25 protein-coding genes are annotated in these 25,139 nt (G+C 52.1%); 15 read left to right on the forward strand and 10 right to left on the reverse strand.

What is annotated here, in order from left to right; translation table 11 throughout:
• Nucleotides 1–11 precede the first annotated feature (11 nt).
• Entirely contained in the window at nucleotides 12–587 is a 576-nt protein-coding gene (locus tag AC27K1_RS07200; protein ID WP_487149426.1) for a hypothetical protein, read from the reverse strand.
• 726 nt (nucleotides 588–1,313) lie between these two features.
• Between AC27K1_RS07200 and AC27K1_RS07205 the strand changes: the two genes are divergently transcribed.
• Nucleotides 1,314–1,691, forward strand: coding sequence for a phage integrase N-terminal SAM-like domain-containing protein (locus AC27K1_RS07205; RefSeq protein ID WP_487149427.1), 378 nt, complete (start codon nucleotides 1,314–1,316; stop codon nucleotides 1,689–1,691).
• A complete protein-coding gene (locus AC27K1_RS07210) occupies nucleotides 1,673–2,296 on the forward strand; it encodes an integron integrase (protein ID WP_487149428.1) in 624 nt (207 codons plus the stop codon). The genes AC27K1_RS07205 and AC27K1_RS07210 overlap by 19 nt, the downstream gene beginning before the upstream one ends.
• 332 nt (nucleotides 2,297–2,628) lie before the next feature.
• On the opposite strand, the gene AC27K1_RS07215 is transcribed toward AC27K1_RS07210, so the two are convergent.
• On the reverse strand, nucleotides 2,629–3,267 hold the full coding sequence (locus AC27K1_RS07215; RefSeq protein ID WP_487149430.1) for a YqiA/YcfP family alpha/beta fold hydrolase: 639 nt from the start codon (nucleotides 3,265–3,267) through the stop codon (nucleotides 2,629–2,631).
• Between the two features lie 213 nt (nucleotides 3,268–3,480).
• Here AC27K1_RS07215 and AC27K1_RS07220 point away from each other — a divergent pair, with 213 nt between their 5' ends.
• Entirely contained in the window at nucleotides 3,481–3,888 is a 408-nt protein-coding gene (locus AC27K1_RS07220) for a hypothetical protein (protein ID WP_487149431.1), read from the forward strand.
• Here AC27K1_RS07220 and AC27K1_RS07225 read toward each other — a convergent pair.
• The 4 genes from AC27K1_RS07225 to gpmM all read right to left on the reverse strand — a co-directional run bounded on the left by AC27K1_RS07225 (nucleotide 3,870) and on the right by gpmM (nucleotide 9,471).
• On the reverse strand, nucleotides 3,870–4,469 hold the full coding sequence (locus tag AC27K1_RS07225) for an LOG family protein (RefSeq protein ID WP_487149432.1): 600 nt from the start codon (nucleotides 4,467–4,469) through the stop codon (nucleotides 3,870–3,872). The two genes, AC27K1_RS07220 and AC27K1_RS07225, sit on opposite strands and share 19 nt — an antisense overlap.
• Before the next feature lie 526 nt (nucleotides 4,470–4,995).
• Nucleotides 4,996–6,453: a S41 family peptidase gene (locus AC27K1_RS07230; RefSeq protein WP_487149433.1), complete on the reverse strand. Its 1,458-nt coding sequence runs from the start codon at nucleotides 6,451–6,453 to the stop codon at nucleotides 4,996–4,998.
• A gap of 204 nt (nucleotides 6,454–6,657) precedes the next feature.
• Nucleotides 6,658–7,803, reverse strand: a complete 1,146-nt coding sequence (locus AC27K1_RS07235; protein ID WP_487149434.1) for a murein hydrolase activator EnvC family protein — start codon at nucleotides 7,801–7,803, stop codon at nucleotides 6,658–6,660.
• Between the two features lie 120 nt (nucleotides 7,804–7,923).
• Nucleotides 7,924–9,471: a 2,3-bisphosphoglycerate-independent phosphoglycerate mutase gene (gpmM, locus tag AC27K1_RS07240; protein WP_487149435.1), complete on the reverse strand. Its 1,548-nt coding sequence runs from the start codon at nucleotides 9,469–9,471 to the stop codon at nucleotides 7,924–7,926.
• A gap of 184 nt (nucleotides 9,472–9,655) precedes the next feature.
• Here gpmM and AC27K1_RS07245 point away from each other — a divergent pair, with 184 nt between their 5' ends.
• The 4 genes from AC27K1_RS07245 (at nucleotide 9,656) to secB (ending at nucleotide 11,745) form a co-directional block, all read left to right on the forward strand.
• Nucleotides 9,656–10,387, forward strand: coding sequence for a class I SAM-dependent methyltransferase (locus AC27K1_RS07245; protein WP_487149436.1), 732 nt, complete (start codon nucleotides 9,656–9,658; stop codon nucleotides 10,385–10,387).
• Nucleotides 10,388–10,486: 99 nt separating this feature from the next.
• Nucleotides 10,487–10,903 carry a rhodanese-like domain-containing protein gene (locus tag AC27K1_RS07250; protein ID WP_487149438.1) on the forward strand — a complete coding sequence of 139 codons (417 nt, stop codon included), beginning with the start codon at nucleotides 10,487–10,489 and terminating at the stop codon, nucleotides 10,901–10,903.
• Nucleotides 10,904–10,929: 26 nt separating this feature from the next.
• On the forward strand, nucleotides 10,930–11,190 hold the full coding sequence (gene grxC / locus AC27K1_RS07255) for a glutaredoxin 3 (RefSeq protein ID WP_487149439.1): 261 nt from the start codon (nucleotides 10,930–10,932) through the stop codon (nucleotides 11,188–11,190).
• A 78-nt stretch (nucleotides 11,191–11,268) separates the two neighbouring features.
• Nucleotides 11,269–11,745 carry a protein-export chaperone SecB gene (gene secB, locus AC27K1_RS07260; RefSeq protein WP_487149441.1) on the forward strand — a complete coding sequence of 159 codons (477 nt, stop codon included), beginning with the start codon at nucleotides 11,269–11,271 and terminating at the stop codon, nucleotides 11,743–11,745.
• Nucleotides 11,746–11,798: 53 nt separating this feature from the next.
• Here secB and AC27K1_RS07265 read toward each other — a convergent pair whose 3' ends face one another.
• Together AC27K1_RS07265 and trmL are read right to left on the reverse strand one after the other, a co-directional pair.
• Nucleotides 11,799–12,038, reverse strand: a complete 240-nt coding sequence (locus AC27K1_RS07265; protein WP_487149442.1) for a hypothetical protein — start codon at nucleotides 12,036–12,038, stop codon at nucleotides 11,799–11,801.
• Nucleotides 12,039–12,122: 84 nt separating this feature from the next.
• On the reverse strand, nucleotides 12,123–12,599 hold the full coding sequence (trmL, locus tag AC27K1_RS07270; protein WP_487149443.1) for a tRNA (uridine(34)/cytosine(34)/5-carboxymethylaminomethyluridine(34)-2'-O)-methyltransferase TrmL: 477 nt from the start codon (nucleotides 12,597–12,599) through the stop codon (nucleotides 12,123–12,125).
• Nucleotides 12,600–12,738: 139 nt separating this feature from the next.
• On the opposite strand from trmL, the gene AC27K1_RS07275 reads away from it, so the two are divergent.
• Nucleotides 12,739–13,449 carry a hypothetical protein gene (locus AC27K1_RS07275; RefSeq protein ID WP_487149445.1) on the forward strand — a complete coding sequence of 237 codons (711 nt, stop codon included), beginning with the start codon at nucleotides 12,739–12,741 and terminating at the stop codon, nucleotides 13,447–13,449.
• 347 nt (nucleotides 13,450–13,796) lie between these two features.
• Nucleotides 13,797–14,354: a hypothetical protein gene (locus tag AC27K1_RS07280; protein WP_487149447.1), complete on the forward strand. Its 558-nt coding sequence runs from the start codon at nucleotides 13,797–13,799 to the stop codon at nucleotides 14,352–14,354.
• Here AC27K1_RS07280 and AC27K1_RS07285 read toward each other — a convergent pair.
• Nucleotides 14,301–15,329 carry a hypothetical protein gene (locus AC27K1_RS07285; protein ID WP_487149448.1) on the reverse strand — a complete coding sequence of 343 codons (1,029 nt, stop codon included), beginning with the start codon at nucleotides 15,327–15,329 and terminating at the stop codon, nucleotides 14,301–14,303. The genes AC27K1_RS07280 and AC27K1_RS07285 overlap by 54 nt on opposite strands.
• A gap of 343 nt (nucleotides 15,330–15,672) precedes the next feature.
• On the opposite strand from AC27K1_RS07285, the gene AC27K1_RS07290 reads away from it, so the two are divergent.
• The 5 genes from AC27K1_RS07290 to AC27K1_RS07310 all read left to right on the forward strand — a co-directional run bounded on the left by AC27K1_RS07290 (nucleotide 15,673) and on the right by AC27K1_RS07310 (nucleotide 22,595).
• Nucleotides 15,673–16,248: a hypothetical protein gene (locus tag AC27K1_RS07290; RefSeq protein ID WP_487149450.1), complete on the forward strand. Its 576-nt coding sequence runs from the start codon at nucleotides 15,673–15,675 to the stop codon at nucleotides 16,246–16,248.
• A gap of 145 nt (nucleotides 16,249–16,393) precedes the next feature.
• Nucleotides 16,394–18,931, forward strand: coding sequence for a TcfC E-set like domain-containing protein (locus tag AC27K1_RS07295; protein ID WP_487149451.1), 2,538 nt, complete (start codon nucleotides 16,394–16,396; stop codon nucleotides 18,929–18,931).
• Nucleotides 18,932–19,043: 112 nt separating this feature from the next.
• On the forward strand, nucleotides 19,044–20,018 hold the full coding sequence (locus AC27K1_RS07300) for a hypothetical protein (protein ID WP_487149452.1): 975 nt from the start codon (nucleotides 19,044–19,046) through the stop codon (nucleotides 20,016–20,018).
• 264 nt (nucleotides 20,019–20,282) lie between these two features.
• The gene (locus tag AC27K1_RS07305) at nucleotides 20,283–20,663 is read left to right on the forward strand and encodes a hypothetical protein (protein ID WP_487149454.1); all 381 of its coding nucleotides are present in this window, start codon (nucleotides 20,283–20,285) and stop codon (nucleotides 20,661–20,663) included.
• A gap of 387 nt (nucleotides 20,664–21,050) precedes the next feature.
• Nucleotides 21,051–22,595, forward strand: coding sequence for a hypothetical protein (locus AC27K1_RS07310; RefSeq protein WP_487149455.1), 1,545 nt, complete (start codon nucleotides 21,051–21,053; stop codon nucleotides 22,593–22,595).
• 84 nt (nucleotides 22,596–22,679) lie between these two features.
• Here the strand turns inward: AC27K1_RS07310 and AC27K1_RS07315 are convergent, their stop codons facing one another.
• Nucleotides 22,680–22,889, reverse strand: a complete 210-nt coding sequence (locus tag AC27K1_RS07315) for a hypothetical protein (protein WP_487149457.1) — start codon at nucleotides 22,887–22,889, stop codon at nucleotides 22,680–22,682.
• 160 nt (nucleotides 22,890–23,049) lie between these two features.
• On the opposite strand from AC27K1_RS07315, the gene AC27K1_RS07320 reads away from it, so the two are divergent.
• Nucleotides 23,050–25,122, forward strand: coding sequence for a hypothetical protein (locus AC27K1_RS07320; protein WP_487149459.1), 2,073 nt, complete (start codon nucleotides 23,050–23,052; stop codon nucleotides 25,120–25,122).
• Nucleotides 25,123–25,139: the final 17 nt, after the last annotated feature.

Consider the following 25,139-nt stretch of genomic DNA (forward strand, 5'->3'; position numbering starts at 1 on the left):
CCACAGCGGGTTTATGTGCGGAATTTAGCCTTAGTTGGGAGGCTTGCATTAGTTGCCTTGCATGTTTCGCATTTGAAGCCGGCTGCAGGTGTGAAACTATATTTACTTATCATGCTTTTACCACAATAAAGACATTTGACTTCTCTTGCTATAGGGTTTTCAGAATAATCTAATCTGCTTTTATATTTTGGCTTATAAATTTCTTTTTCTTTTTCTTTTTCTTTTTCTTTTTCTTTTTCTTTTTCTTTTTCTTTTTCTTTTTCGTTGGTTTTATATGGTAAGGTTACAGGGATACCTTTGGTTTTACGATGCTCTTCTTCTAGAATCTTAATTAATAATTCTGTGTTTTCAATTAAAAGCTGACGTTCTTCATCTGTAAGTTTTCTTGCGTTATGTCCTGTATATTTCGAGTTGTTTTTTAATTTTGAGCCAAAAATACCGTTGTAACATTTTTCACCTAACACCTGTATTTTGCCTTCATTACGAACTACATGAATCTTTTTGTACACACTCCTTTTGCAGTCCGGTGAACAGCAAAGTATTTTTTTCTCTTTGTCAACTTCAATAATTGCTAGTAGTTCACTCATAAATTTCTCTAAAAAAACATAACGATAAGTTTTGGGGCCGAGCAGCGAAGTTGCGAAGGTCCCAGCCCCGAAGGGGCGAATAACAACGTGTTGTTACACGTGGGCGAATTCACTGGGCTAGTTTAATAATTTAAAGTGCCACTATATAAAATAGGTTTATGCGAAATTAAATTATGCCGATTGTATAAGATGTTAAAAGTTAAAGTAATAATTACTTGCGCCTAACGTTCCGAATAAAGAGAAGAAACCATAATACCTTGCGTCGTTAGCTCTTTTAGCAAAATAACTATTCAAAAACAACGTCCATAACCCAAGTGGACCAGCAATTACCATTCTTAAGTCACACAATATGGGACCAAATATAGACATTAGAAGAAATGGCAAAGTTATGGATAGTTGTAGGATAGCGGCTGCTTTATTCATAGATTTTGCTGATAGGAATTGTACGTGTAACAGAGGTTTATACGAACCAAGTTCGCATAACATACTATCTATTTATCTTATGTCTTTTATAAAAAGATATATTTATCAATGTGTTGCTTTGATGAAAGGGTAATGCTCTATTTATCATCAGGTTCGCCTTTGCTCATTTTTTATCAAGTTCGAATAAGTATCGTGCTTTTTTATTTGTATTTTTAAACAATAAAATCAATAGATTATTAAATTATTGAAAATCATGCATAGGCGAACTAAATTTTCTGCCGCCTCAACGTATAAGTGGATGTCATGCGGCTACAAGAACAGTTCAGGCTCGCAATGCGGACCGGACATTATTCCCTGCAAACCGAACGTGCTTACTGGAGTTGGATTCGGCATTTCATTCGTTTTAACCGAATGCGTCATCCCGCAACGATGGGGAGTGCTGAAATCTCGCGTTTCTTAACCTATCTGGTTATGAAACGGCATGTTGTGGTCAATACGCAACAGCAGGCGTTAAGCGCACTGGTCTTTTTATATAAAAAGGTGCTGAATCGGGAAGACCTGGTCATTGATGACTGGTTACCGGCCAAACGCCATAAACGTCTCCCCGTTGTTTTTTCCGGCAGGAAGCTGCCAGTATCATTGCCCATTTGCAGGGAACGCCTTTGCTCGCTGTTCTCCTGATGTACGGTGCCGGGCTCCGACTAATCGAAACGCTTCGATTGCGAGTCAAGGATATTGATTTTGGCCGAAACGAAATCACTGTTCGGGAAGGCAAGGGTGGAAAAGACCGTATTACACTCCTGCCTCAAAAAGCGATTCCTCTGTTACAGGCGCATATTGAGCGCTCACGTAAGCTACATGAAGATGCATTAGCGTCAGGTATCGAGTTTGTGCATTTGCCCGGTGCGCTGGCGAGAAAATACCCGAATGCCGGAAAATCGCTGTCCTGGCAGTATGTGTTTGCCAGTCAACGATTAAGTGTGGATCCGGTATCAGGTCACCGTGGCCGTCATCCTATTCAGACAAGGAATATTCAGAAAGCCGTCAGGCAGGCGATTCACAAGGCTGGCATCCATAAACACGGCAGTTGCCATACATTCCGACACAGCTTCGCCACCCATCTGCTCGAGGGCGGTTACGATATCCGGACGGTGCAGGAACTACTCGGCCACGCCAATGTGAATACAACGATGATTTACACACATGTCCTTAACAAGGGAGGACGGGGTGTCCATAGTCCCGTAGATGCATTTCAAACCACACCCACGCTACCGCCCGAAGGTTAATCTGGCGGACTACACGCCAGGGGAGCAGGGGCCTCAATAGCTCTTTATTGTACTTATGTTCAGCTTTTGCGGGCCTATGTAAGCATATTTACTTATATGGTTCTATGGTCCCCTAACAATTAAGTGGAATTTGTCGTGTACTGATTGTTATTGCAGTGTTTTTTAATTGTCTTGGGAGGCTTGTGACCGAAGGCTGAGTCACAGCTTGTGGAGGGGCTTCCGGCAATGTCCAGTCATCGTGATCCCCGTATGCAGAATGACTCACAGCAAAGCAAAACACTCTCTTTTTGGCAGGGTATTACCTTTGCTTTGTGATCATCAGGCGGTGATCGTCAACCCGACAGACTGACCGCCGCCATGTAGCTTGCACTGAGGAATTGCAGAATCACCGGGATTGTGGCTTCAAACCCGTCAAAGGCATGGCTGCCGCCCTCATCAATCCGCGCCGGGCATTCCGCATAGCGGGTAACGGCCTTTTGGTAATCCAGGGTCTCATCACCCGTCTGTACCAGCAGCAGGATATTATCCGGACGGCTCAGGGTTTCGATTTCCAGGTGGCGGAGCTGGTCCACATGTGCCTGTGTCAGCTCATACTCGACGCCGGAATAATAGTTTGTCTGGGGGCCGAGGTAATCTTCAAACAGGTCGTAGGGGCGTATGGCGGGGTTGATCAATACCAGTTTGACCGGGCAGTCAGGGCAGTGATCAAGGATGCTTTCCATCAGCCAGGTGCCAAAATACCCACCCAGCGAGCTGCCGATGATGTGAACCGGCCGACAGATCCCGGCTTCCAGAGCCCGTTGCAGCAACATCCGGGCAGCTTCTCCGGGCCAGACCGGCAGCTCGGGAATCCAGATGTCGCAGGGCAGGTCGTGGGTCTGGATATAGTTCAGGAGGGTCTGGGCCTTGTGCGATGCGGGGGAGCTGTTAAACCCGTGGATGTAGATAATCAGTGGCTTTGCCGGTGCCATGCCTGTCCTGCCGTGGTCAAAACCCTGAGGCTATGCGATACCGGCAACAATAACAACCCGGCATGTCAAAAAGCCGTTATGTCGCAGGGACTGTATATATCAAATGGTTCGAAAAGGCCGATTTTGGAACAGCTAGACTTTTTTATGTCGAAGCATGAGATGTCTTAATCACTTAGCTTCTCATACCAATAATCGCTAAGCCGGGAGGCAGTTATGGCAAAGAGTGTCATACACCGGCATGCGGTGATTTCCAGAATCTCCGATGCCAGGATTGTTGCAGAAATGGATATCGACTGCCGTGTCGTCAAGGGAAGAGGTGGCGACTACGTGTTTGTTGATGTCGAGGTGGATCATAAAAACAACCACATGAACGGGGAAACCCATCACAAGCAGTTCTCCATGCGCAAGGATGTTTACTACAACCTCCCGAAGCATATTCATACCATTCTCAAGGAAGAGGACCTGGATGATCCTCAGTACACCAGCCCCATGGAAAACAGTGGCCATGCCTGTCCGATGGTATTCGACATGCTGTCCGCTATCCGTGATGCCCTTGGGGATGGTTCAACCCGGGTGGATCTTGATCGCTACCTGAATGAATCTCAGTTCGTCACAAAATAGATGTTGTCATCGACAGGCGCCCGGGCGCACAGCTCAAGCCTGTCGAGCAATGTTTCCGGGGTTTGTGCTACCTGTAACAGGGCAAGATTTTGAGTCGCCAACAGTCCCTGTTGTTCAGCGTGTTGCAGAAAGATGATCAGCTGGTCGTAGAAATGGTCTGTGTTTAACAAGCCACAAGGCGCCTGATAGCGGCGAAGCTGTGCCAGTGTCAGCGCTTCAAACAGTTCATCCAGCGTACCGAAACCACCGGGCAGCGCCACCACGGCAGACGACAGTTCCAGCATTTTGGCTTTCCGCTCATGCATGGTGTCGACGACATGCAGGGTGGTCAGGCCGGTATGGGCGACTTCATGGCTCATCAGGTGTTGGGTCGTTACGCCAATCACTTCGCCGCCGTTGGCCAATACCCTGTCTGCGATTTTGCCCATCAATCCTACTTTGCTGCCGCCGTAAACCAGGGTGATCCCGCGTTCGACCATTCGGTCTGCCAGTTCCAGTGCCTGCTCAGCGAATAAGGGGTTTCGACCGGGGTTGGCGCCGCAATAAACACATAAAGTCTTTAAGGGGGAGGGTGTAGCCATGGAAATAAAGGTGCCTGCGCTATCAAATTTTGAGGCAAGGGTATCAGAAGCGATTGGACGACTGCAGTGTTAAAGCGCGGATGCGTAAACAGGATATCCGTTTATGTGTTCGTCTACTGCCGTAAATGCCAGGCAACGAAGAAGAGCAGGCCGGGAATGATCAGAAATGCCAGGTCAATCCAGGGGAATTCCCCCGATCACAAAGGAAATGCCGATGAGGTAACCGGCCATATCCGGTCGGCTCTCACCCCACAGAAGGCTTCCAGTAACAGTTGGACGGCGAAACCGGCAGCGATGATCAACCACCCGACAAAGGCTTGTTGTTGTACTTTTTCAGGTTGTACGGTTTGTCCATCTGTTCACCCCTGTTGATCAGCCTGACATCGTTCTGTGTTTGAGCGGAATGTTCTGTTTACTGTTATGGCGGCTCAACCTTTGAGCCTTTGAACTACGGTAAACAAAAACGGCGGATAATTGCTGTCATTATCCGCCGTTGTCTTAGCCTTGGAGCTGCGATCGCTCAGGGTTACTGGGCTTGGGTTTGTTCGGCCGTATCTGCAGAAGCCTGTGAGGTCGGTGTGATCAGCGTCGTGCCGCTTTGCCCGGATTTCAGACCGCTGATATGCATCCCCTTCAGAATATTGAGAGCCTGGCTGAGCTGGTAGTCTCTTTCGTCCAGCGGCTTTTCTTGTTTGGCGTCCGCTTTTTTACCTTTCTGTTTACCTTTTTTGTCGTTGCCATTTTCCAGATGGCCCTGGAGGTCGGCCTCACGGTAGCCAGCGTTCTCATTGCGGTTGTGCGTCACCTGTGCCAGGTCAACCTGAATATCCGGCTTGATGCCTTCAGCCTGGATCGAGCGGCCATTCGGCGTGTAATAGAGCGCCGTCGTCAGTTTGAGGCCGCGCTCTTCGTCCGTGCTCAGTGGCAGCACGGTTTGAACAGAACCTTTACCGAAGGAGCGGGTGCCCAGCAACACGGCACGGTGATGATCCTGAAGGGCGCCGGCCACAATTTCCGACGCTGAGGCTGAACCGCTGTTAATCAGAACCACCAGGGGAATGCCGTTGGAGGGATCATCCGGGTTGGCGCTGTAGCTCATGTCGGTATTGCCCATCCGTCCCTTGGTGTAGACGATCAGGCCATCAGACAGAAACGCATCGGCCACTTCCACGGCAGCCTGCAGTACGCCGCCGGGGTTATTGCGGAGGTCGAGTACCAGGCCTTTCAGCGGCTTATCGTCCTGTTCGGCTTTCAGCTTGTCGATGGCCTTGAGCACTTCCTTGCCGCTGTCCATCTGGAACTGGCTGAGGCGAATGTAGCCATAGCCGGGCTCCAGCACGCGCTGGCGGACGCTGAGTACCTTGATGATGTCGCGTACCACGGTCAGTTCGAGCGGTTTGTTGCCGCCTTCCCGGATGATGGTCAATTTGATCGCTTCGCCGGGTTTGCCGCGCATCATGTCGATGGCGTCTTTCAGGGACATGCCTTTGACTGCCTTGTCATCCAGCTTGATGATCAGGTCACCGGCTTCAACGCCCGCGCGCTGGGCAGGGGTGTCATCAATCGGGGCGACGACCTTGATCAGGCCATCGTCCAGGCTGACTTCAATCCCGAGGCCGCCAAACTCGCCGGACGTACTTTCTTCAAGATTCTTGAAATCACTCGGTTCCAGGTAGGTGGAGTGCGGGTCCAGACCTTCCAGCATGCCCTTGATGGCATGGTCCAGCAGGGTTTTGTCGTCAATGTCTTCCACGTAAGAGGTTTTGATGCGGTGCATGACCTCGGTGAAAATACGCAGCTCATCGAGTGGCAACTTGCCTTTCGCTGCCTGGGGCTGCTCCGCCTCGACCGTGGTGGCAGGTGCTGTATCCTGCGCAGGTTGTGCCGGTTCTTCAGCCAGAAGGTTGGCAGAGTGGGCGCTGACCATCAGGGCCAGCACAAGACTGCCTGTTCTCAGGGCGGGCATTAGGCGTCTGGCTGTCATCAAAAGCTCCTGCTTACTTTATTGTTACCCTGGAAACGTGGTCGCCCGGGCTGGGTGGCATCTGTCTGGCCGATTCCATGGGGTGTAACAGCGGTTTTCTGTCGTTTGTAGCCGCTGTTTTCACGCTATGAGCAATCGGCAATAAAAAAAGTATAGCGTTATCAGGAAACGGGACTAGTCCGTCGAAATAATCTGTCGTCTGGCTTAGCGAACCAGCCATGGTGACGGGTTGATAGGTTTGCCGTTTTTACGCAGTTCGAAATACAGTCCCGTATCGTTATTGCCACCAGTGGCGCCGGTTTCGGCAATGTCATCACCGGCAGATACCCACTCGCCGACATTACGCAACAAGGCCTGGTTATGGGCGTACAGCGTCATGTAATTGTTGCCGTGGTTCAGAATGACCAGCAGGCCGAATCCTTTGAGCCAGTCGGCAAAGATGACTTGCCCGTGCCATGGCGCTTTGACGGTGGTGCCCTGTGCGACTTCGATAAACAACCCGTTCCAGGGAATGGTGCTGTCTGCCCGGTTTTGACCAAAGCGGTGTTTGACGCGACCTTTTACCGGCCAGGATAGTTTGCCGCGAGCCTCGGTGAAGGGGCGGTCAAAGCTGGCCGAAGCTTCCATGTCGAGAATGGCGGCAACCAACTGCTCCAGTTCTTTTTGTTGCTGTTCCAGCTTGTTCAGTCGCTGACCTTTACTGGTTTCTTCCCGCTTCAATTTGGCCAGTAACTGCTGACGTTCCCGGTTGCTGGTGGTCAGGTGATCACGGCGGTTAGCCAGTTGATTGTGGTTGTCTTCCAGTTTCTGGTTCGTTGCTGTCAGCGAGGCTTCGGTGGCTGCTAACCGGTCAATGGTGTTGCGCAGGTCATCAACCACCGCCTGTTGGGCGTCAGAAAAGTAGCGCTGGTAGGTCAGCAGCCGGGTAACGGCACTGGGGTCTTCCTGGTTCAAGAGCAGCTTGAGCGGTGAATCCTGACCCGCCACATAAGCGGAACGCAATGAGACAGTCAGCGCCTGGAGGCCTGCATCCTTTTCCTTCATTAAATCCTGGCGCTGGCTACTGAACTTTTTTAGTTCGGCGCGCCCCTCCCGGAGACGCTGTTCAAGGGTGCGGATTTCCCGGTGCAGGTCGCCAATGGCTTTTTCATTGGTCTGCAGGGAACGCTCCAGCGACGAACGTTCCTTCCGGATACCCTTGAGGGTTTTTTCCAGTTTCTTGATGTCGGCCTTGACCGCTTCCAGTTGCCGGGACTTGTCCTCGGCCGGAGCATCTGCACGTGCTGGCAGGGTAAGGGAGAGGCTGCATAGCGCCAGGGCCAGCATGACCGGGATTGTCAGTTTTTTCATGGATTCAACAGCGGCTGTAACAGAGGTCAATTATGCCTGATCAATCGGTTGGCTCAAGGGAAGTGTTTGGCAAGTCCCGGAGTGGAAGCCGGTGGGGGCGGCGTAGCGCCCCCGGGGCTGTCAGGCGAATTGGGCCAGGTTGTGGCCGGTCATTTCTTTCGGTTGTTCGTCACCCATCAGGGCCAGCAGGGTGGGCGCGAGATCGGAAAGGACACCGCCTTCGACCAGTGTTAGGTTGCGGGGGCCGACATAAATCAGCGGTACCAGCTCGCAGGTGTGAGCGGTATGGGCCTGACCGGTGGACGGGTCGGCCATTTGTTCGGCATTGCCATGGTCCGCAGTTATCAGGCACTGGCCGCCACAGTGCTCCAGGGCTTCAACCACGCGGCCGATGCAGCTGTCCACACATTCCACTGCTTTGACGGCAGCATCAAACACACCGGTGTGGCCCACCATGTCACCGTTGGCGTAATTGCAGATGATCAGGTCGTATTCGCCACTGTTGATCGCGTCGACCAGTTTGTCGGTGACTTCCGGCGCGCTCATTTCCGGTTGCAGGTCGTAGGTGGCGACATTAGGTGACTGCACCAGGGTACGCGTTTCGCCCTCGTAGGGTTCTTCACGTCCGCCACTGAAGAAGAATGTTACGTGGGCGTACTTTTCAGTCTCGGCGATGCGTAGCTGGGTTTTGCCCAGGCTGGCCATGTACTCACCCAGGGTGTTTGTCAGGGTTTCCGGCGGGAAGGCACAGGGCGTATTAATAGAGGCCGCATACTGGGTCAGCATGACGAAGCCGGCCAGTGCCGGATGCTGTTCGCGGACAAAACCGTCAAACGACGCATCCACAAAAGCACGGGTGATTTCCCGTGCACGGTCAGCACGGAAATTCATGAAAATAACGGCGTCGCCATCGGTGATAACGGCCGGTTCTGAACCTGTGGGAACAATGGTGGTGGCTTTGACGAACTCGTCGTTTTCATCACGGTCGTAGGCAGCCTGAAGGCCCGCAACAGCAGTTTCTGCAGTGTATACTGCTTTACCCGCAGTCAGCAGGTCATAGGCGCAGAGCACGCGATCCCAGCGGTTGTCCCGATCCATGGCATAGTAGCGACCGATCAGGCTGGCGACACGGCCAACGCCCAGGCGCTTTAGTTGTTCGTCAGCTTTGGCCAGTGATGCTTCGGCGCTGCGGGGCGGTGTATCACGACCATCCAGGAAGGCATGCAGATAGACGGCTTTGGCGCCGCGTTTGGCCGCCATGTCGACCATGGCGAAAATCTGGTCTTCATGGGAATGAACCCCGCCGGGTGACAGGAGGCCCATGATGTGCACGGCCTTGTCATTGGCAACGGCGCGACCAACGACATCTGCCAGAACCGGCTTCTTTTCGAACTCACCATCTTTGATGGCTTTGTCGATGCGGGTCAGGTCCTGGTAGACGACGCGACCGGCCCCCAGGTTCATGTGACCGACCTCGCTGTTGCCCATCTGCCCGTCCGGCAGGCCGACATCACCGCCGGAACCGGACACCAGGGTATGCGGGTAGGTCTGGCGCAGGCGGTCCAGCACTGGGGTGTGGGCGGCCAGGATGGCGTTGGAATCGGTTTCTTCCCGATGGCCCCAGCCGTCGAGGATGATCAGGGCTGTGGTCTTTCGCTTGGCGGTCATGTCAATAGGTATCCGGTAGAGCAAAATTGCGGGCGATTTTACCGGTTAATCGTGCAATTTGTCATGGCGCATTCTGTCAGTGTGGCAGGGCATAGGGTTGAACAGGCTGTTTTCCAGTGTGAAAGAGCCGACGTTGACTATCTTTGTACGGTTGAATCCGTTGTATGTTCTGCAGGAGTGGTGATTGAACAGCGTAATCAGTCCGGAAGATGATCAGGCTATTCGTTTTTTCAGGACAAGCCAGGCGCTTTATGCACTGCTGGTCCGCCAGAATATGATGTTTCATCAGGATTTCATTGCTCGACTCAGGCCGCTTCTGGCTGGCAGGCTTGCGCATCATCCTTGTCGGCTTCTGGATTTAGGGTGTGGTGATGCCTCCATGGCACTGCAGCTTGTCAGGGATTATGGGCTTGGGACTTATACTGGCATTGATTTGTGTGAAGGCATGCTAAGCAGTGCGCAGGAGAATCTGAAGGCCGAGGAATGTGACGTTTCCTTGCAATGCATGGATTTGCTTCAGGGGTTGCAGCGACATGCTGGCCTGACAGATATCATTTTGGCCAGTTTTTCGGTGCATCATCTGTCTGATCAGGACAAGCAGCGCTTCCTTATACTGAGTCGTCATCGTCTGGCTGATAACGGGTGCCTGGTGCTGGTGGATCACTTTTTGACGCCGGGTCAGGATCTGCAGGGGTTCATCCACGATGTGATTGCGCACTATTCAGGTTTTGAGGGTTTTACCCGGGAAATGGCCGACCTGGTGTACGAACATGTCTCTACATCAGACTTTCCTGTCACCATTCAACAGTACCGGATTTGGGGGAAGGCTGCCGGTTGGAAAACGACGGTTGTGCACGATTGCGGGAATTGGGCGGCGTTGTTGCTGGAGCCTTTGGGAGAAGCACTGGCAGGGTAGGTAACTCACCGGACATAACAGGCCATCAGAGCAGATGAAAAACTTTCTCCAGCCTGTATACTTGCGGCTTTCTTGATGAGTACGTGAATAAAAGTTTCCATGGAACAGTTCATTGAATTTGCCGTTAACCACCCGGTGCTGGTGGGCCTGTTTGTCGTCCTGCTGGTGCTGCTGACGATCACCGAGATGCGCAAGGGCGGTCAGACCATCACCACCCAGGAACTGACCCAGCTGATCAACCGGGACGACGGTCTGGTGCTGGATGTCCGTGAAAAGAAAGATTTCAGCAAAGGGCACATTGTTGATTCCATCAACATTCCTGCCGCCAAGCTGAAAGAGCGTTTGTCTGAGCTGGACAAGTACAAGGAACGGCCGGTCGTGGTCGTCGACACCATGGGCCAGCATGCCGGTGCTGCAGGCAAGCAGCTGATGGATGCAGGCTTCACCAATGTTAAACGTCTCAAGGGCGGCCTCGGCACCTGGCAGGGTGAAAACCTGCCGCTGGTCAAGGCCTGATAACACGTTGGTCATATAAGAAAACCATGCAAGACGTCATTATTTACAGTTCTGATTACTGTCCATTCTGTCAGCGTGCGCTGGCGCTTCTGGACAGCAAAGGGGTGAACTACCGGAAGATCAGCGTGGATGGTCAGCCGGCAGTCAGGCAGGAAATGGCCGAACGGGCCGGGCGCACCTCGGTGCCGCAGATCTGGATCGGCGACACCCATGTCGGGGGGTGTGATGACCTCTATGCCCTCGAAGCCGCCGACAAACTGGATGCCCTGCTGGCCGCCCAGCCGTAATCAACGTGACGAGATGGCCTGCACTGGCAGGCAAGCATCGTTTAAACAGAGAACCGGTTTTACAAGAAGGAAACCATCATGGCCGAGAATCAGCAAAGCCAGGAACAGCAGCCGCAATTTGCCCTGCAGCGCATTTATATCAAGGACCTTTCCTTTGAGTCGCCCAAGTCTCCCCGGGTGTTCAAGTCCCAGTGGCAGCCGGAAGTGAAGCTGGATCTCAACACCACCAATACAGCGCTGGAAGAAGAAGGCCTGTACGAAGTGGTACTGTCACTGACCGTGACTGTGACCAATGGCGAAGAGACCGCCTTCATGGTGGAAGTGGAGCAGGCCGGTATCTTCCTGATCCGTAACCTGGATGCCGCCCAGTTGCACCACACCCTGGGTGCTTTCTGCCCGAACGTCCTGTTCCCCTATGCCCGTGAAACCGTGGACAACATGGTCAACCGTGGCAGCTTCCCAGCCCTGATGCTGGCGCCGGTCAACTTTGACGCGCTTTATGCGCAGGCGATGCAACAGGCCCAGCAGGAAGCGACGGCTGAGTCGGTTCAGTAATTGCCATAAGAGCAGGCGATAATGAACATCGCCTGCTTTTAAAGAACTTATTATTACTGGCTTCCCGTCCCGCTGTTCAGTTCCTGCAATTTACCTGCAATGCTTGTCAGCATGGGATGGCTCAGGTTTTCCGAACCATCGGGGCTGAAGAGCCACTTGCCGCCCTGATCCGTCATGAGTAAGCCAACTGGCTTGCCTGTCAGTGTTGTAACTTCATATCCTTTTGCAGTTTCTACAAACTGGATGATGTATGGGGTATCCCTGCCGTCTTCGAAGTTGTAGTGATTCCTCATGTTCCCGCCATGTCGCTTGATTGAATGCTCCTTTACCTCTGACGTGTTGTTTTCCTCATAGTTCACCGGCAGGGTTATGAATGATCAGGGGCTTACCTGGATCCCGCCTTTAAATCCCAGTTGACGCCAGGATTCGTACAGCACGACCGCAACAGTATTGGACAGGTTCATACTGCGGCTGTCGGCCTGCATCGGTAAACGTAGCACCTGATCTTTTGGGAGTGATTCCCTGAGATCAGCGGGTAAGCCGCGGGTTTCCGGACCAAACATGAGTACGTCGCCCGGCTGGAATGCCGGTGTTGTATAGCAGGTGGTGCCCTTGGTGCTGAGGGCGTAGACCTTTCCGGGTTTTACCGCTGCAAGAAAATCCTCATAGCTGTCGTGCAGCTGCAGGGCGGCAAACTCGTGGTAATCCAGCCCCGCGCGACGCATCCGCTTGTCATCCAGCGTAAAGCCCAGGGGGCGGATAAGGTGCAGGCTGAAGCCGGTATTGGCGCATAAACGGATGATATTGCCGGTGTTGGGAGGGATTTCCGGCTGGTAGAGAACAACGTGAAGCATGGGCGTACCGTATCTGGCTTGATGGGGGGTATTGTATGGCCGATGACCGGTGGCGGAAAAGGGCTGACAACAGGCATGGCCTCCGGATTTCCTGTCTATACTTCGGCGCCGATGTTGATTTTCACAAGGTAAAACAACAATGCCTATGATTGCATCAGAACTTTATGAAGCGCTGAAGGATGCGGGAGCGCAGGAGGATAAGGCCATGGCAGCGGCGAAAACGGTGCTCACGGCCCAGGATGCCATTGGTATGTTGGCCACCCGTGACGACCTGAATAGCCACAAGGTGGAAATGAAGCAGGAGATGTCGGAATTCAAGACGGAACTCCGTCAGGAGATGTCGGAATTCAAGACAGAACTCCGTCAGGAGATGTCGGGGTTCAAGACTGAACTCCGGGAGGAGATGTCGGAGTTCAAGACGGAAGTTCGAGAGGAATTGTCCGGAATGCGGCAGACGATTTCCGAATTCCGTGAGGAGCAGCGGCAGACCTTTTCCGATTTCAGCGAGAAACAGCAGCAGTCGCTTGATGGTTTCCGTGATGAGATGCAGGAATACAGGCTGAACCAGCAAGTGATGCTTGATCAGTTTCGCCATGAAATGAAGGAACAGAACATGGATCTGCAAAAGCAGATGAGCGACCAGAAAATGGATCTGGTGAAATGGATGATAACGCTGACGTTCACCATGGTCGTGCTGATGGTGGCCCTGTGTAATTTCGGGATATCACGGATTATCCAGGTGCAGGAACGGGCTGTCGCGGCGCGTGCCATGCCGATGGAACCGGCTGGCGTTGCGTTAATTCGGGCTGATGGTCAGGGTCATGGTGTCGGAATACAGTCCGGTGGGTAAATTGTCGGCGATTTATTTGTTGAGGTAATGCGAAGCTTCATGCTGGTTTTATTGCCAGGGTTGTTATCAGCGCGGGGGGAGTCGCCGTACCAATGCCCCCCGGGTGTCCTTTTTTCCTGTCATCCAGCGCAAATCTCGTAGGACGTATCAGGTGCAGGCTGAAGCGGTATCAGGCCGATTTCAGGCTGGTAGAGAACAATGTGAAGCATGGGCCGCCGTATCTGGCTTGATGGCCGGTATTGTATGGCCGATGTCCGGTGGCCGAAAAGGGCTGGCAACGGCCATGGCATCCGGATTTCCTGTCTATACTTCGGCGCCGATGTTGATTTTCACAAGGTAAAACAACAATGCCTATGATTGCATCAGAACTTTTTGAAGCGCTGAAGGATGCGGGAGCGAAGGAGGATAAAGCCATGGCAGCGGCGAAAACGGTGCTCACGGCTCAGGATGCCATTGGTATGCTGGCCACCCGTGACGACCTGAATAGCCACAAGGTGGAAATGTGCAAGGAGCTGGGTTCGATCCGTCAGGAGATGTCGGAATTCAAGACTGAACTCCGGCAGGCTTTTTCCGATTTCAGTGAAAAACAGCAGCAGTCGCTTGACGGTTTGCGTGAGGAAATGAAGGGACAGTACGTGGAGCTGCAAAAGCAGATCAGCGACCAGAAAATGGATCTGCAAAAGCAGATGAGCGACCAGAAAATGGATCTGGTGAAATGGATGGTAACGCTGACGTTCACCATGGTCGTGCTGATGGTGGCCCTGTGTAATTTCGGGATATCACGGATTATCCAGGTGCAGGAACGGGCTGTCGCGGCCAGCGCCATGCCGGCGGAACCGGCTGGCGTTGGGTTAATCCGGGCTGACGGTCAGGGTCATGGTGTCGGAATACAGTCCGGCGGGTAACTTGTCGGCGGCTTCCTTGTTGAGAGTGATACGAAGCTTCATATTGGTCTTATTGCCAGGGTTGTTATCAGCGCGGGGGCAGTCGCCATACCAATACCACCGGGTGTCTTTATTTCCCGGGCTATAAGGTACATAAAAGTCGCCGAACCGGGTTATCCGGGTCACTTCAAACCCGTAATTGATAGATGTTTTATTGTTTGACAGCTGAAAGCTGCCGTCGGCATTGTTATCCCCGTCAGCGGTCAGATGAAACGTGCCGCCACCCAGCCGGAAAACGCAAAATTCATGTTCTTTCTGATAGTTTCCCCCGCTGACGGGACTGTCAGTGGTAAGCACGATGTCCGCGAGACCGCTGATTTGCAGTCGCTCCGGCACATTGAGGGTGATGGTGATGTTGACAGTCCGGTTAAAACCGGAATCCTCATTGCCGCTGGCAGACTTTTCTGCCTGGTCAATGATGAAGGTCAGGGTGCCTTGATGGAGACCGGGCTGGTTCAGGATGCCGGCATCCATCAACGCGAAAAGATCCGCTCTGAACTCCAGTCCGAAATCCAGGCAATTCTCACAGCGCTGACCGTCTAGAAGGCCGGCGCCCTTGAAAGGACATTCGCGGTTTCCCTCGTCGCATTCTCGTGTAGAGGGAAACGTGATGACGGGCCGGGGGGGGGCGTTAGTCTGTGTGAAGGTCACTGTTAGCGGAATAGAAGAATTCCCATTCTCTGGCTTTAGTTCAAAGGCCCTGTTGTCAGGGCTTCGAATCGTAAAGCGGGTGGCGTAATTGCAGGACTGTTTACCGCAGGATCGTATCTGGAAAGGGACTATGCTGGTTAGCTGGCCGTCACTGGGCCACTTAATCTCGGTTGGTTCATTTAGTTCGCAGACGGTCAGCGCCATACCAATGCCACCTGGAGGTCCTCCAGGTGGGCAGGAATTGGCCACCGCCTCGACAGACAGCAGGCAGAACGCCACAAGCATGGTGAGAAACCAGGGCAATGAAATATAAGACCGTCGCATACGTAATAGGTCTATCAATAAGATATTTGAAAAATAATGTTACAGGTTTTCTGCTGAAAAAAGGCAAATCATCAGGCGGGGCATCATCGCCATTATTGATCTACGGCAATGAATATCATGAAAGCAGGGGTGATAGTTTTACGATGTCGCTTTTTGTGAATTTTTGTACCGAAAATCGATAGTCTCCAGATTGTGACGCGGTTCACAAAATGAAACAATTACCATGTAAGTGAAAGTACATATGGCATAGGGATTTTGCCTTACGAGAACCTTGACGCAAGAGGGTAAAACAATGAGGCAAGGGTTGAAAAAACTGGCGTTGGCGACTGCTATTGGAAGTGTTTCGTTAGGGGCGATGGCGGCACAGGATGGGAAGCTTGGTTCTACCTCCACAGGCATCTTTGATATTTTTTATGTTAAAAATACATTGGCCAGAATTTGGGGGCTGGAAGATATCAAGCTGACGGGAAATGAAGTCGATGAAGCTAATTCCTACACCTATGATTTCTGTGTTTTTTCCAACAAAGACCCGAACACTAACACTTATGATCTGAAAGTTGAGAGCAACTTTGGTTTCAACTTAGTCTCAACGGGTACAGGCGCCGGTGGAGTTAACGAGGTAATAAAATACACACTGAAAATAACAGATAATTCGGGTTCAACACCGTTTGAGCAAACAGGGGACGGCACCAACACGGCTAATAAATCGGACACTAAAAATTTAGCTGCAGGTGCATTACCCGGACAACCTAATCCCAATCTTGTGGATTGCGATCTGAAAAAGAACGCTAAGATTGCTGTATGGTTTCCCGATGGGGATCCAAATAAGTCATCGGGCGCTTATTCTGACAGGATTACATTGACAGTCTCACCGAATTAATATCCAGACGTGTGTTGAGTGGGAGTTTTATCTCCCCTCAACAACTCATTGCTTAAGGTAGCTATCAAAAAGTTTACTTGAATTACCATAGACAGGGCTTACCGAGCGTGTTCTAACAGTCAAACGGGATGCGGCCCAGTGTTGTATGAAAAAGTCGTATTTTGACAATCTGCCAAAACACTGGAAAGGATCACCTCTCTGGCTGCTTGCCGTGTTTAACGTTGAACCGTCAATAGCGACACAACCGGTCTTTCTGGCCATGAACGACACGCCACCCGGATTCGAGAACCTGGCCAAACCGCAGCGTTCCCTGATCGACATCTACTACGGCAACCGCTACCTGACTTCACAGATCGCGACATTCAGCCCGCAGATGATCCGCCTGTCCGACCCGGCAAGGGTGGTTCGGCTGATCGGCGATATCAATGACCCGTTGCTGATTGAAGCAACCCTCAGCGGTGAACTGGAAACCCACAGCTCGGAAGTCTGCCTGAGCCGCAACGCGAAAAACTGCGGCCTTTTGAAGCCCGCCGTGGCTGGCGTGATCTTCGATGAAAACCGCTTCCGGCTGGATATATTCGTCAACCGTCGTTTCCTGCTGACCCGCGAGGCGGACGTCCGTAAATACCTGCCGCCCTCGGACGGCGGCTTCTCGCTGCTGCAGAACGTCAGCGGCGCCTGGTCCGGTTCCGATGTCGCCGACAGCGACGATGACTATACCCTCAGCGGCCTGAGCCAGTTCGCCTACCGGGAAAACAGCCTCTATTTCAACTGGGATTACACCAAGAACCAGCATTTCCTGGTCAATGACCTCTATGCCCGCCGCAGTTTTGAAGGCGTTGAATACAATGCCGGTGTCGTCGGCAGCAGTGGCTTTGGCCTCAGTTTTACCTCTGACCGCACCCTGCTGGGCGCACGGGTGGCGTCGTCTGATAACACCCGGGAAGATACCGACTACACCGGCGGCACGCCGCTGGATGTCTTCCTGCCCACCCGCGGCCGGGTGGAAATCCGTCGGGATGATCGCCTTATCAGCTCCTACTTTTTCGAGGCGGGCAGCCAGCAGCTGGACACCTCATCCTTTCCCTCCGGCGCCTACAACATCGAGATCCGGATACTGGACGACAGCGGCAATGAACTCAGCCGGGAAACCCGCTTCTTCGCCAAGCAGTACCAGCTGCCGCCGGAAGGGGAGTGGCAGTATTTTGCCGAAACCGGCCGGGTGCTGGACCGCAGCAGCGGCGACACCCTCCCCACCGGCACCGACCTGTGGCTGAGCCGGGCCGGAGTCAGCCGTCGTTTGTCGGATACCCTGGCCGGCACTGCCGCCGTTGCCGTCAACAACGATGACAGCCTGGTGGAACTGGGCCTGTTCAACCTGGGGCACTGGCATGAGTTGTCCCCCTCCCTGATGCTGGCGGACAACGGCGATGCCGGTTTCAGCCTGACCAGCCAGCTCCGCCTGGGCGCGGTCTCGACCAGCGCCAGTTATCGTCGCCTGTGGGACGAGGATGACACACCAACCACGGACGAGGAGGAGGCCGACCGCCCATCCCTGCTGGGCAGTGGGTTTGAGCAGAGCAGTGTTTCCGTGAATTTTCCGTTCCTGTCCGGTTCCATGAATTACCGCTACAGCGACAACCGGCAAAGTGATGGCGATGTCAGCCGCACCCATTCGCTGGATTACCGGGTCAATCTTTACCGGACAGTGGATTACGACATCGACATGAGCCTGGGCTTCAGTCGCTCCGGCGACACTGACGTGGCCCTGCTCAACATAGATTTCCGGCTGCGGGATGACCGCTGGACCTGGCAGGCCGCCTCCCGTTCCGAGTACCGGGATGACGCAGGTGTGCGGGACCGTTCTGACAACATGCGCCTCTCGGCGTCCTGGGATGACCAGGCGCTGTTCGACAGCACTGTCCGGGCCGACCTGGGCGCGGAAACCGGCTCCGGCAACGGCGAGCGTTACGATGCCCGGGTGCAACTGGGCAACAGCTGGGGACGGGGTGACCTGAGCCTCGACCATGTCAGGAATGGCGACGACCCGGTGACCAGTTATGCCGCCAGCTTCAGCACCAGCTTCCTGACCGATGGCAACAACCTGGCGGTCGGTGGTGAGCGCCAGGCGGAGAGCGCGCTGGTGCTCAATGTCGAGGGCAATGAGGGCGATGTCTTCGACGTGAAAATAGACGGTCAGCGTCGTGGTTATGCCGTGGTAGGCCGATCCTCGGTGATACCCCTGTCGCCTTACCGCCAGTACCGGGTCAGCCTGAGTCCCGGCGCTTCCATACTGTACGATTTTGATGAACGTGAACGGACGGTTACCCTGTACCCGGGCAATGTCGTCTCAATGGATTACGAGGCCATTGCCCTGAAGCTGCTGTTTGGTCGCCTGCTGTTTGGCGGTGAGCCGTTGACCGATGTCCGTATCAATGGTGGACTGTATCCGGCGCAGTCCGATGACATGGGACTGTTCCAGCTGGAAAGCCGCGCGGACACCGGCGTTATCAATATAGAACTGGATAACGGCTGGTTGTGCAATGTGCCCGTCCCGACGCCGGACAGTGGTTATGTACAGCAGATGGGCACGATTGACCTGGCGGATGCGGACTGTTCGCCGGTGCTGGAAGGCCAGATGGCGATCAGCAGGAATGAGGCCGAACCGGCACGTACGCAGTAATACCTGTCGCACTATCCCACCCTGAGAAAGGTCGCCGAATGGCATGTTGTAGTCAGTGTTTAAACCGTAGTGAGAAAAGCAATTGTTATACCGCAGTCTTCATAGGGGGAAATTGTCGTCCATTAGAAGTTCCCATGCCGCCAGGGTAAACCTGCGGTTATTGTTGTCGCTGGTGGTCCTGCCGATGCCTGTGCATGCGTTTTTCCAGTTCGCCGACGTTAACACGGATCAATTAATGCTCGCCGATGAGCCCGATGAGAAGATCACCTATCAGTTCACCGTCACCTTCAGTGCATTCTGTTACAGTGGCTGTACCGGTCAGGCTTACCGTATAGCGCTGTCCGATACCAACCCGGGTCCTGCTCAACGCCCCAGCATCAATGTGCCGGAACGTTTTGTCGTGACTAACCTGCTGAAATACGCAAACGCCGCCAACTTCCGGCAAGGGGGCGACAGCGCCTCAATCTCACTGGGAAGCTGGACGCAGGAAGGTGGTCTGGCGACAAACACGAACGGCTTTGTCACAGGGACGGTGACGTTGCAGTTGTCACGAACCGCGTTGATGGCGTTAGGTACCGGTATCCATACGTTACGTTTCTGGGTGGCTGGTGAGGACTCCTATGGAACCCGCCACTATGATGTTCAGGCAGTCGTTGTCGAAGTCTTGGTGCCGACCCAGGTCAAGGTCAGCGGGCTGGAAGATGTTGTGGTTACCACGGATAACAGGACACGGCGGTGGTATCGAAAAGATATGCAGTTCTGCGTACATGCTACAGGCGCCACCGCTGATCAACGTCAGTTTGCGATTGCCTTTGACAGTAAGAACACCAGCGGTTCCGCTTTTCAGCTGGAGTCTGGCGCCGGTAACGGGATCACCTATAACCTGCGTTTCAGAACCGGCGACGAAGGTTGGCGAAATATTTTCAGTGATGGTGAGCTGGCCGGTCCATATACCGGTCATCAGGACGAAAACTGCAACCAGGGCACGAACAGTACCCTTCGTGTTCGTGTCCCCCGAACGGAAGCCGATGCTGCATCCAGCGGTATTTACCAGGATACCATGACGTTGACGGTTCGCGCCTTGTAGCCCGGATGCACCGCGAACCTGGTTCAGGGTATGAGTCGGCGCTTTGACCGAAGAACCGCCTTGCCGGTGTGTTGGTGCTTGCTTTCCGCTGCGGGGGCAATAGTAATGCATGATTCCGGGTATCAGCGCCTGCCCCACAGGGGTTGAGCGAGGGCTGTCAGGACACAGTCCCTGTGACCGTTTGTCGGTTGCCCGGTGCAATTCACACTATCCTGACTATGCTCTTTTTTCACGCTCAATGACGCTTGAGGATAAGGGGTATTCATGACAAAAACGCTATACGACGAGCTTAAACGCATCGGTATTGATGATGCGCTGGCGCATCAGTTGGATAAGTCACTGGATCCGGAGCATGTCGCGACAAAACAGGATCTGGTGGTGATGCAGGAGACCATTTTGCAGGTTCAGTTCAGAACGGAGAACGCTATTGGTGATTTGCGTGATGAACTACGAGATATGCGGGGAGAAATCAAGGATATCCGAGGGGAAATCAAGGATATTCGGGGTGAAATCAAGGTAGTAGAAGCCGGCTTGAAGCTCGAGGTGGCGGCGATCTCCCGGCAATTCTGGATCACATTCGGAGGGCTGATCACAACCATTCTGAGCGTGTACCTGGTGAACTGGTATTTCCATACTCTGGGTTAGTTGCCTTTTATGGATCACTCGCACCGGCGCCACACCCATCAAACAGATGGAAATCAGGGACGATATGCCGGCTTTCACAACATTGGCTGAGCATGTCGGATGTCCGGCGGTGTCCCGGGAGGACTCCGCTGTAGCCAGGCCCGACAGTATGATGCCGGTTACATCGGACAGATTGCCTGGCAGTTTGAGGGTGAATTGAGCCCTGGTGAGCAGGGTGAGGTCAGATATCGATTTAAAATAGAATAATTGGAGTGCTTTTAATTGTGGTTTGAACTATCCATCTCCACTTTCTGGCGTTGATATCACAAAAAAATACCTCAGTCTGTTTTGTGGTTCTGTCCATCATCAATACTTATCAGATGACATGAGCAAAAGGATTTGCTTTGTATGGCAGGTATACCATCGGCTCCCACAGGAAAAAGCCATCTACCATCAGCTGTTGGAAAGCATGAGGGGGATACTCCGGTATCTCAACCTAAATTCCAAACGTTCAAGGTGAAAAAAACCGATATGCCAGCAATAATGGCCATGTTGGAGAAGGTGACAAGTGAGAAAGCTGGCTCGGCTCCTGATCTCGCAGATACTACCGTCACGGTAAAATCGCATAATGACAGGTCGATTACGTCAACGGAAACCACCCATTCGCTGAAATATAGATCCGCCCCCCCGCGTGCTGATGCATTTGACCTGCAGAAAGATATAGACACGGATGAGGGGATCGAAGAGGACATTGATACCGAGTCAGTATCCGGTGAATGGGATACGATATCTGGTTTTTCGACAGATGATGAGCCTGATCTCGACAAATATGAAACTCGATCAGAAGACAACGGTTTTGACGACGACTGTGGGTTGGACGTTGATGATGAAGACTGGGACGATGATGATCAGCCGACAGATGAGGCACCTGGTAGCGTCAGTCGTCAGTCGCCAGTAAAGGAACGGTTTTCCAATGCCCTTGAGAAAGTCAAAACCCTCCGGAAGAGAATGACGGACTGGATAATTAGTGTGCCTCAGAAGGTCAACAGCAAATTACCGCGTAAAGCAAAAGATAGCATGGTGTTGCATGCCCCTTCTCCCAAAGCACTGAAAGAAAGAATAACCGGTAAGGTGGCTGACGCTTCACTCAAGATGTCGAATTTGAGCACTCAGGCTAAGAAGGAAATTCATCAGTTGAGTAAGTCGCAGGGCGATTCAGAGTATGCGGAAGTTGATCAGCTGGAAGAAGTTAAGCAAAGAATCATAGAAACTGAACAACGTCTGTATCAACTCGACAATGATCGTGCAGCCCTGTTGAAGGTGTTTGATGCAGAGGACGCTTTGGAACGGCTGGATGCCATCGATCGCGAGGTCTCTGAGCGAACTTTGGATATGAAAAGCTACAAGGCGGCTGAAAAGATGTTGCAGGCCATGAGGAAGCCTATTGTTAAACGGGTACAGAAGAATAGTCTGGCAGCGGAAAATAATGCCTATGAAGATAAGGCGAAGACGTACAGGGAGAGCAGTGCGGAACTCTCCCAACAGCTGGAAGCTCGAGGTAAAGAGTATACGGAACTGAAGTCTTCACTCAAAGAGCAAGTACAGGAAAAGCAGCGCAAAATAAAGCAGTTAAAATCTGAGATAAAAAAACAGGAAAAGAGAATTCGCCAGATAGAAAGAGACGTCGAGTCGCCTGATAAAAAAATCATTCATATGGGGAAGAAGGGGACTTATGATTATGATGAACTTAAGGCAAATGTTGAGGAACTCAAAGAGCGGTTGCAATCTGAAGAAAATTCCCTTCTGAATATTAATGATAATATTGGAAAGAAAAAAGATCAGGTGAACGCTGTTAAAGAAGAACAGTCAGAGAAGCGTAAGCAGATGAGACGAGATAAAAATGAACATGAGAGAATGCTAAATGTATTAAACAGACTTTCCAAAGATGAGTAAGCTTTTGTGTAATGATTTAAAGCTGATTTAGCCATTTTTATAAAAGCAGGTTTTTGGTTTTTTAGTTTTTTGTATTTTTAAGTTTTATTTTCTCCATATTTCAGGCATTTCATTTTTGATATAAAGCAGTAAGTCTTCAAGGTCAAAAATGCCTTCGTCGCCATTTGAATGCTGTGTTTTCAATACGTAACGGGGTTCACCCTCTGGATCAAAAGACATGGTCAGCATCATCGCTGATGATTCGCTGTATGACCTGACAGGCAATTTGATAACGGGCGGTTGCTTGTCCATCATTCTCTCTCTTTAGTAGACGGTTTTAATTTAGTTTAGTTGTTGGAAAGGAGGGGGCATAAACTAAACTCAGACTTTTATCTCTGCGTCGTAATTTACTGTTGATTCAAAGCTATAGTTGTATTTATGGTATCCAGATAGGCATTTTCAGGCAGGAAGCAGTATGTCAGGGATCTCGGAAACAGGTGGTATTTCGTTTGGAACTGGCAAGAATCTGGTATCGGCAGAACCCGTTGATGTAGAAGGAAAAACCTCTGATTCAAGAAGTGTAAAGCCCATCAATGATATAGAACCACAGATTATACAAGACCATTCATTAAGTCTGACAGATGATAATAAAACGACTGTTGCGGAAAGAACTATCAGCCATGTTGAAGGGGAGTCCCGCATCCCGACTACACCAGCGGATGATGACACGGGTGATGATGAAGTTTACATAAAATTTAATCGGGAGACTGGTGAAACCATACTGTTTGATTCTGACCCTGACAGTGTGGAGTTATTATCGGAACCTGAATTTCCGGAAAAAGACTCCCGGTTCGACACGGGGCTCAAGTCAATTGAAACCTATGAAGAAAAGGCACGTCGGGGCAGTGAGGAAATCCTGAAGAACGCTGACAGCTCAGGTCGCCTCGCAGAGGAAACCCGGAGCAATGCCGAACGATCGCGAACTCATCTCGGCGAGATCCAGACAAACGCTGATACTTCTGGACGTCTCGTAGAGGAAACCCGGAATAACGCAGAGCGTTCGCAAGCCCATCTTGGAGAGATCCAGATAAACACCGATACTTCCGGGCGCCTCGTAGAGGAAACCCGGAGTAATGCAGAGCGTTCGCAACTCAATCTCGATGAAACCCAGAAAAATGCCGATGCTTCCAGTAGCCTCCTTGCCGAAACCCGGAGCAATGCGGAGCGTTCGCAACTCAATCTCGATGAAACCCAGAAAAATGCCGATGCTTCCGGTAGCCTCCTTGCGGAAACCAAGAGCAGTGCCGAGCGTTCACAAGTCAATCTCGGAGAAACCCAGAAAAACGCTGATGCTTCCGGTAGCCTCCTGGCCGAAACCTGGAACAACGCGGAGCGTTCGCACGTCAGTCTTGGAGAAATCGAGAAAAACACCGATACCTCCGGTCGTCTCGTAGAGGAAACCCGGAACAATGCGGAGCGTTCGCGAGACAATCTTGGAGAAACCCGGAAAAACGCGGATGCCTCTGATCATTTCCGGGCTGAAACCCAGAGCAACGCAGAGCGTTCTCAGACTAACCTCGGCGAAACCCGGAAGAACGCAGATTCTTCAGAGCGGTATAAGCAGCAGGCCGAGATGTTCACGGAGAGTTCCAGGACGAGTAGTACCGAAGCGAAAAAGCATGAGGAAGCCAGTCACCAAAGTCGTCTTGAAAGTCTTGCGAATGCAGAAAGTATCGCCACCATTAAGGGACAGGCGCAGACCAGTGCAGAAGAGATTGAATTCAGCAGGGACCAGGCGAAGGTGTATGAAAACGAGGCGCGTGCGGGCAGGGATCAGATCGAAGAAGATCGGAGCGTATCAGAAAGCATCTTACAAGAGACGCGTTCTAACGAAGAGCGTTCGGCTGCCAATAAATTCCGCTCAGAAGAATATGCCAATGCGTCTGATCGCATGATGCAGCAGACAAAGCAGAATGTCACCGAAAGTGGTGAGAGTCTGGAACGGATCAAAACCACTGAAGAGACCGTAGAGCACAAGCGGCAAAACGTTGAACAAGTATCGGAGGAAATCAGCCAGTTGGCACAACGGGCAACAGGCGATGCTGACAGGGTGAGCCAGCTTGAACAACAAACACGGTCTGTCAGTGAAACCGCCGGGCAACTCAAAAACAGCATTGAAGGTGATGCCGAACGGGTTAAGCGCATGGCGACAGACACCCAGGAAGGTGCTGAAAAGGTATCTGGGTATGAGCGTCAAAGCCGGTTAACCGGTGACCGTATTGCAAGTCAGGAAAAGAAAATCAACCAGGCTCATGATCGTGCTGTAGCGCTTGAGAAAAAGGCGAAAACGGCATCGTCCAACGCGAAGACTCAGGAAGGAAAGGCGAAGTCTGCGGCTTCTGAAGCAGAGAAAAACCAGAAGAAGACGGCTGATGCACTCAAGCGGATTGAGGCACGGGAGAAGCGTGCGAATGAAATGCTCCGCAAACTTGAACAGTTAGTGGCCAGGGCTGAAGCACAAGCCCCGAAAGGCGCGCCGGCCGCCTGAAAGCAGCGACCGGCAAT

The sequence above is a fragment of the Kistimonas ophiarachnellae genome, assembly GCF_057552235.1.